This is a genomic window from Compostibacillus humi (assembly GCF_014637175.1).
Taxonomy (GTDB): domain Bacteria; phylum Bacillota; class Bacilli; order Bacillales; family Amphibacillaceae; genus Oceanobacillus; species Oceanobacillus humi.
In genome coordinates this window covers 1-7470 of sequence record NZ_BMEV01000097.1, presented here as the reverse complement: position 1 = coordinate 7470, position 7470 = coordinate 1, and the positions used below count along the sequence as shown (strand labels likewise).

The 7470-nt window shown below is 40.5% G+C and carries 8 protein-coding genes and 1 rRNA gene; 2 read left to right on the top strand and 7 right to left on the bottom strand.

Going from position 1 to position 7470, the window contains the following annotated elements; translation table 11 throughout:
- Positions 1 to 394 (bottom strand): 16S ribosomal RNA (locus IEV18_RS15925); the annotation flags it as partial.
- A gap of 298 nt (positions 395 to 692) precedes the next feature.
- The gene (locus IEV18_RS15920) at positions 693 to 1571 is read right to left on the bottom strand and encodes a nucleotidyltransferase-like protein (protein WP_188393359.1); all 879 of its coding nucleotides are present in this window, start codon (positions 1569 to 1571) and stop codon (positions 693 to 695) included.
- A gap of 216 nt (positions 1572 to 1787) precedes the next feature.
- Between IEV18_RS15920 and IEV18_RS15915 the strand changes: the two genes are divergently transcribed.
- Positions 1788 to 2162 carry a DUF2614 family zinc ribbon-containing protein gene (locus IEV18_RS15915; RefSeq protein ID WP_188393358.1) on the top strand — a complete coding sequence of 125 codons (375 nt, stop codon included), beginning with the start codon at positions 1788 to 1790 and terminating at the stop codon, positions 2160 to 2162.
- Between the two features lie 41 nt (positions 2163 to 2203).
- Here IEV18_RS15915 and perR read toward each other — a convergent pair whose 3' ends face one another.
- The 5 genes from perR to IEV18_RS15890 form a co-directional block, all read right to left on the bottom strand.
- On the bottom strand, positions 2204 to 2647 hold the full coding sequence (perR, locus tag IEV18_RS15910) for a peroxide-responsive transcriptional repressor PerR (protein ID WP_188393360.1): 444 nt from the start codon (positions 2645 to 2647) through the stop codon (positions 2204 to 2206).
- A gap of 292 nt (positions 2648 to 2939) precedes the next feature.
- Entirely contained in the window at positions 2940 to 3887 is a 948-nt protein-coding gene (locus tag IEV18_RS15905) for a D-2-hydroxyacid dehydrogenase (RefSeq protein WP_188393357.1), read from the bottom strand.
- A 59-nt stretch (positions 3888 to 3946) separates the two neighbouring features.
- Entirely contained in the window at positions 3947 to 4612 is a 666-nt protein-coding gene (locus tag IEV18_RS15900) for a sugar transferase (RefSeq protein WP_188393356.1), read from the bottom strand.
- A gap of 138 nt (positions 4613 to 4750) precedes the next feature.
- Positions 4751 to 5221 carry a thioredoxin-dependent thiol peroxidase gene (gene bcp / locus IEV18_RS15895; RefSeq protein ID WP_188393355.1) on the bottom strand — a complete coding sequence of 157 codons (471 nt, stop codon included), beginning with the start codon at positions 5219 to 5221 and terminating at the stop codon, positions 4751 to 4753.
- Between the two features lie 56 nt (positions 5222 to 5277).
- On the bottom strand, positions 5278 to 5709 hold the full coding sequence (locus IEV18_RS15890) for a potassium channel family protein (RefSeq protein ID WP_188393354.1): 432 nt from the start codon (positions 5707 to 5709) through the stop codon (positions 5278 to 5280).
- 124 nt (positions 5710 to 5833) lie between these two features.
- Here IEV18_RS15890 and IEV18_RS15885 point away from each other — a divergent pair, with 124 nt between their 5' ends.
- Positions 5834 to 7123 carry a glutamate-1-semialdehyde 2,1-aminomutase gene (locus IEV18_RS15885; protein WP_188393353.1) on the top strand — a complete coding sequence of 430 codons (1290 nt, stop codon included), beginning with the start codon at positions 5834 to 5836 and terminating at the stop codon, positions 7121 to 7123.
- The last annotated feature ends 347 nt before the right edge of the window (positions 7124 to 7470 follow it).

Genomic DNA, 7470 nt, shown 5'->3' with positions numbered 1-7470 from the left:
CCCTCTCAGGTCGGCTACGCATCGTCGCCTTGGTAGGCCGTTACCCCACCAACTAGCTAATGCGCCGCGGGCCCATCTGTAAGTGACAGCTTGCGCCGTCTTTCAGATTCCTGCCATGCGGCTGGAATCATTATCCGGTATTAGCTCACGTTTCCGCAAGTTATCCCGGTCTTACAGGCAGGTTGCCCACGTGTTACTCACCCGTCCGCCGCTAACAGAAGTCGGATGCCGGAAGCCGGAAGTAAGATGAAAGTCATCTTCATAGATGAACAATCAAACTTCCTCGAGAAGTCCAAGCTTCTGACCTCTGGCATCCAACTTCTGTCCGCTCGACTTGCATGTATTAGGCACGCCGCCAGCGTTCGTCCTGAGCCAAGATCAAACTCTCCAAAAAAGTTTGTTTAAATGAACAACGTTCATTTATCTTAGCGTTTCATTCCAGGGGATTGAAGCGTTGCTTCTTCCCTCTGCACAGGTTGTTTTGTTCAGTTTTCAAAGAGCAAATCATTTCGCCGCTTCGTAACAGCGACTTTATTAATATAACATGAGATGGAATCTTCCGTCAACAACTTTTTTGAAAAACTTTATTAAAAGCAAAAGCATTTTTTGTAACGCGATGATTAATTTATCATCTTTCAGATAAAAAGTCAACACCTATCCGGAATCTCCAAAAACATCTTATGCACTATATTTTAAGATGGTGAATCATTCCTTGCCTTATATGTTAATTCAAACAGATTATCACCATTCGATACCTTTCTTATAACATCCAGATAATTGTTCTCTGCTAAATAAGAAAGGATAACCGATAAATCAAGTGCATATGCCTTCGTGTCAGGATGTTTCTTTAATTCGGCATATGACCATTCATCCTTTGTCTCCATAATTTCTAACAAATGGAGCGCTCCTGATATTGCTCGGTTATTTATCATAAAATCTACGGCGAGCAGCATAAGTTCAATTTTTTTGTCCAATTCTTCGTCGCTCAACATAAACTCTTCAAATAATTTATATACTTCAATGTCAATATTTTTCACCTGATTCCAAACCATCACTTCCGGATAATACCCTTTTTCCAATACGGTGAGCCTAGCCAAGTATTGTAAAGCATTCATAATTTTACTGTATGCATCTTTATGTTCCCCTAATTTATACAGCTGTTTCGCTTCATAGAAACTTTTAAGCAGTTTGCCAAAATCAATCGTTTTTCGCAAATTCCTTTTTTTCCTCGGGAAATTTTGCAGCTGGGCCTTCAATTGTTTAACATATCCATTCCGTTCAAAAATTATGTTTCCATTTATAATCCATTCGACTGCACGCCGGTATCCGCTCGTATCAATCCAGGAAGTCAGCTGGGTTTTCGTAACGATGTTCACCTCAATCGTTTCTCCTGCTTTTTCATAATGGGCAGCGCACCACGGATTATCCGCTTCTTCTATTATAATGAGCAGGATCAAATCGAAATTTTCTGTGAGGGGGCTATGCGGTCGGACAGATTCGACATAAAGTATGCCAAGCGTATTTACATCCTTTGTATATCGTTCATATACCGGTCTTAGGAATTTTTCCATATAAAACCCTCCAAATTTTTTATATATCATAATCGTGGTGCAAAAATGTACGGCATAAATTTGCAAGATATTATAAGCAAGCTATATTCGGCCAAAATTCGACAAATTTCTTAACTCCTATTAATACTTTCGTGATTCTACATATAAATTCCTCTTTCAAAAACAAAAAATAATCAATATATGCTATACTACAATTTGAAAGATAGGAGGATTCTTATGGCTGAAAAAGGGTTAGTATACTCTAGCAAAATAAATAAAATTCGTTCATTTGCTTTGATTTTAATATTTGCCGGCATTCTCTTTATGTACGGTGGAATTTTAACGAGGAATACACAGTGGCTGATGCTGCTATTCTTTATTCTTGGGGTATTGTTAGTTGTATTAAGCTGTGTTGTCTATTTATGGATTGGCACGCTGTCTTTACGGGCGGTCCCGGTCATTTGTCCAAGCTGTGAAAAGCCAACGAAGATGCTTGGCAGAGTAGATGCTTGCATGCACTGCAAACAGCCGCTTACACTGGATAAGGAATTAGAGGGGTTAGAGTTTGACGAGAAATATAATTCTCGCCGTTATAAGAAGAAAAAGCAATAATACAAAAAATCCAAATGAAAATTCATTTGGATTTTTTTCTCTTAATGTTGTTCAGTTTGCTGACATTCTTCACACGTTCCATATACTTCCAAACGGTGATGACTAACGTCAAATCCTGTCACTTGTTCGGCCAAGGATTCCACTTCGTCTAATTTCGGATAATGGAAATCAACAATCTTTCCGCATTCATTGCAAATGATATGATAATGATCCGTAGTATTGCAGTCAAATCTGCTGGAAGCGTCTCCATAGGTAAGCTCACGAACAAGGCCAGCTTCACGTAGTACACGCAAATTATTATAAACAGTCGCTACGCTCATATTTGGAAACTTGCCTTCCAAAGCTTTATATATTTCATCAGCCGTCGGATGTGTCATCGATTTCATTAAATATTCGAGTACCGCATGACGCTGAGGAGTGATACGGACGCCTGACTGTTTCAATGTGTCAATCGCTTGGCGTAATCGTTGCTCAGGCAAAGCCATCCACCTCACTTTCGATAATATATACCATAAAAACAACATTATTAATTTATAATCTTTATAATTAGTGTACTCTTTTTTTGCGTATTCTGTCAATATAAGTATATTGATGCCACGGGGTTTTAACCGTTTTTTGTTTTCCCAATATTGTATGTCTTCGAAAAATGAATTATGTAATACTTGTTCCAATTAAATATATATACAAAATGAGAGAATGGTCAAGAGTGGAGATAACAGAATATTTTCTCCTGGAAAAAACCTGAGTCTTTCATTAGACCCAGGTTTTTCTATATGGTTAATATTCCATGGTTAAGTCCACGAGATTAACCCAATCGTTTTCTCCTTTTAAATAAACATCTAAATTTTTCTCGAAAATATCTAAAGCCCGCATCATGTATTCCGGTGAAAGTCCAGCAACATGAGGGGTAACGGTAATATGCTCTTCATCCCAGAATGGATGGTCTTCCGGCAATGGTTCGTGCTGAAAAACGTCCAAGATGGCATGATCAATTTCCCTTTCTCTTATTGCCTTTAACAGATCCTCTTCATTCACCGCATCACCGCGTCCCATATTTAAAAAGACAGCATGCTCTGGCATTGCCTGAAATTCTTCGTAGGTGAATATTTCCTTCGTTTCTTTTGTGCTTGGGATAACAGAAATTACGAAGTCCGCTTCTTGCAATTTATCTTTTAAACTTTGAATCGTATAAACTTCATCAAAATGCTCTTTCTCTTTTCCGCTCCGGGAAATCCCAATCGTTTTCATCTGAAATGCTTTAGCGATCCGGGCTACCCCTTGTCCGATTGCACCTGTTCCGACAATTACCATCGTCTTCCCAGTTATTTCCCTGATTCGTATAGTCTTGTCCCAAACGTGGTTTCTCTCGTTTTCAATAAATTTCTTTTCCGCGCGATATACTTGAAGCAGCATGGAAATAGCGTATTCAGACATTTGTATCGCATGAATTCCTCTCGCATTCGTTACAATAATCTCCCTTTGCTGCAGTAAAGAAAAAGGAAATCCGTCAACTCCGGCAGAAAGAACGGCAATCCATTTTAATTTAGGAGCCTGTTGAATCAATGTTTCATTCACATCACCGCCGTAAGTCACATATATTTCTGCATCACTTGCATATTGTTTTGCCTCTTCTGGTGACTGACAAAATACGAATTGCTCATCCGGGAATTTATGAGTTAGCCGCTGCTGATGTTTTGCTGAAAGCTTTGCCGAAAATACGATCATTCCAACCTTCCTCTCCATATCTTTACTTCCATTTTACATAAATATAAGAAGATTAGCATTTATTCTATCCTTTTCCAATGACGTAAAGATTGGAGCAAAATTTTCAGATCCAGTTTATAAGAACGGTTTTCTACATAATAAAGATCATAGAAGACTTTTTTGTTATAATTCGATTCCTTGCCGAAGTAAAGCTGAGTATATCCAGTAATCCCCGGCTTGACGAGCAGTCTTTTTCTTTGATGCTGGTTGTAGCAGGCGGCAATTTCAGCAATTTCCGGCCGCGGACCAACAAGACTCATCTCTCCTTTCAGCACATTCCAGAGTTGCGGGAGCAGATGAAGGTTGTATTTGCGCAGCCAAAGTCCGGTTGCCGTCATCGTCTGTTTTTTATCCCGCTGAAAGGTAAACTGGTCCGGCACCCCCTTTTCCCAAGATGCAGGGAAAGGATGGGGAGGAAATGCACGAATGACTCGTGACGGGTTCGTCATCGTTCGAAAACTTAGCTTAATAAACGGTTTTTCTCCCTTACCCGCCGCCAGCTCCCGGTAAAAAAGCGGCTTGCCTTCTTTCTTATAAAGGTGCCAGCAGATAAACAGAAGCAATGGGGATAAAAGCAAAAGCAATAGCAAGCTGACACATATATCTGTCCATCTTTTGAAAAAAAGATATGTTCTCGGATTTTTCCTTTTTCTTGAATAGGATGCAGCTGGAGTAGTGTATTCCATTTCTTGACACACTCCTTTCCTGTTAAAACATTTTTACTACATCCTATTTTTAACGGACATTCATCTATACCAATTCTTATATTTTGTTATGAAAATGTAATATCAAAAAAAGAGAGCACCGATTCGGTACTCTCGTCATTATTGCAGGTTATCACGAACATACGCCAACGCTTCTTCTACGTGGCCTTTGACTCTCACTTTGCGGAATTCCTTCTGTAAAACACCATCTTTATCAATAATAAAAGTAGACCGCTCAATGCCGTAATATTCCTTGCCAAAGTTTTTCTTTAGCTTCCATACGCCAAATTTCTCCGCTACTTCATGGTCTTCATCGGCAAGAAGCAAAAATGGCAGTCCGTATTTATCGATAAATTTTTGGTGTCTTTCTGCCGGATCGGGACTGACACCGATAATGACCGTATTTAATTCGGCAAAACTTTCATGGCGGTCCCGAAAATCACAAGCCTCCGTCGTGCATCCAGGTGTCATGTCTTTCGGATAGAAATATAGGACAACATGTTTACCCCGAAAATCAGAAAGACTAACCTTTTCCCCAGTTTGATCCGGCAGCGTAAAGTCTTCCACTATTTTTCCAACTTCTACGGCCAATTAAAATCCCTCCGTTCCTTTCTATATGAAAACTATATCAAATTTGCAATAAAGAATCATTTATTACGGTATCTTTCCCTCGTTTGAAAGAGCTTCATAATAAAAGCGGCAGGCAAAACATAGCCGATTAATGCCTCGACAACCGCAAATATCCTGCCAATGCCAATAGGAACAATATCTCCGTAGCCAATCGTAAGCATCGTGACCCCGCTGAAGTAAATGGAATGAATGAGCGAACCTAACATGCTTACTTCCCTTATTTCTCCTCCTTCTATTAAAACAATCCCCTGAAAGGACAGGATGAAATAAATTAAGCCAAAACCTAAAATTACAATGATGTAAACGATGACTAACGTAACAAACAGTTCCCAGGAAAAACGGGCATCCCGCATTTCAAAAGGAAACTTTTCCCGAATGAAGGAAATGATGCTCGTAAAAATGATATAAAAAATAATAATTAGCAGAGTCCAAGGAATTAGCAGAAACATGGACAGGCTCCTTTTTGTTATACTATTTCAGTATATGCAGGGAAAATAAAAGCTTGTACAAAAGAAAGAGTTTCCTTTTTCTGCTATAGTAATGTATGGACATATACTTAGGAAGGATGATTAGATGAATTTCTCAACTTCAGAACAATTACATAAAGAAGCATTGGAATTAATCGTCGGTGGTGTAAATTCGCCATCCCGTGCCTATAAAGCAGTTGGCGGCGGCGCCCCAGTATATATGGAGCGGGGGAAAGGCGCTTATTTTTGGGATGTGGACGGCAATAAATATATTGACTATTTAGCTGCTTACGGACCGATTATTACGGGACATGCCCATCCCCATATCGCTAAAGCAATTACCGATGCAGCAAATAATGGAGTATTATTCGGCACTCCCCATAAATTGGAGAATAAATTTGCGAAAATGTTGAAGGAAGCGATACCTTCATTAGAAAGGGTCCGTTTTAACAACTCGGGTACAGAAGCAGTGATGACGACAATCCGGGTGGCGAGAGCTTATACCGGCCGGACGAAGATCATTAAATTTGCCGGCTGTTACCACGGGCATTTCGATGCGGTATTAGTTCAAGCCGGTTCCGGCCCGTCTACCCTGGGAACCCCTGATTCAGCCGGAGTGCCTGTTTCGACAGCACAAGATGTCATTACCGTACCATTTAATGACTTGGATGCGCTGAAAGAGGCGTTAGATAAATGGGGCAAAGATGTAGCTGCCGTGCTTGTCGAACCGGTAGTCGGCAACTTCGGAATTGTTGAACCGCATGATGGTTTCTTGCAAGGGGTTAACGATTTAGTTCATGAAGCCGGCGCCCTCGTCATTTACGATGAAGTCATTACCGCATTCCGGTTCACTTACGGAAGCGCACAGCAATTATATAATATTGAACCGGATATGACGGCGATGGGCAAAATTATCGGCGGCGGACTGCCAATCGGCGCATATGGCGGCAAAAAGGAAATTATGGAGCAAGTGGCTCCGCTAGGTCCTGCTTATCAGGCCGGAACGATGGCAGGAAATCCGGCGTCGATGGCTGCAGGAATTGCCTGCTTGGAAGTTTTAGCAAAAGACGGTGTGTATGAAAAATTGGATTCCCTTGGAGCGCAACTGGAAAAAGGCATTTTAGAAATGGCAGATCAATACGGCATCCGGCTTACGGTAAATAGGCTAAAAGGAGCCCTCGCAGTTTACTTCGGCGTGGATCAGGTGACGAATTACGAGGAAGCGGAAGCAAGTGACGGCGAAGCCTTTGCGAAATTTTTCCGCCTGATGCTGGAACAAGGAATAAACTTGGCCCCGTCCAAATACGAGGCATGGTTTTTAACGACGGAACATACGGAAGAAGATGTCGACAGGACGATTGAAGCAGTCGGCAATGCTTTTAAGCAAATGGCTTAGGAGAAAGTGAAAAATCTAGCGGAGAAGATAGTTCTCCGCTAGATTTTTGTACTCTGGAATAAAGCGAAACATGAAAAATAAAAACAGCTCCCCCGCTTTTAGCCGAAGGAGCTCTATGTGTAAAATATTTCTCGAGGGGTATTTAAGCTAAATTCTGGTAAAAAAAGAGAAAGCACTCTATCATAAATGTATGCTTTGACGGGCAAATACATTTAGAAAGAGGCCTTCTCATGAAAAAAATTATATCAAAAATATATGAAATAATAAAGCGAACCGATAACTTAATTGAACTAGAAGAAAGTGTTAGAACGTATATGTATGAAGTGTTTGCGTCGTTGTTGGGGGAT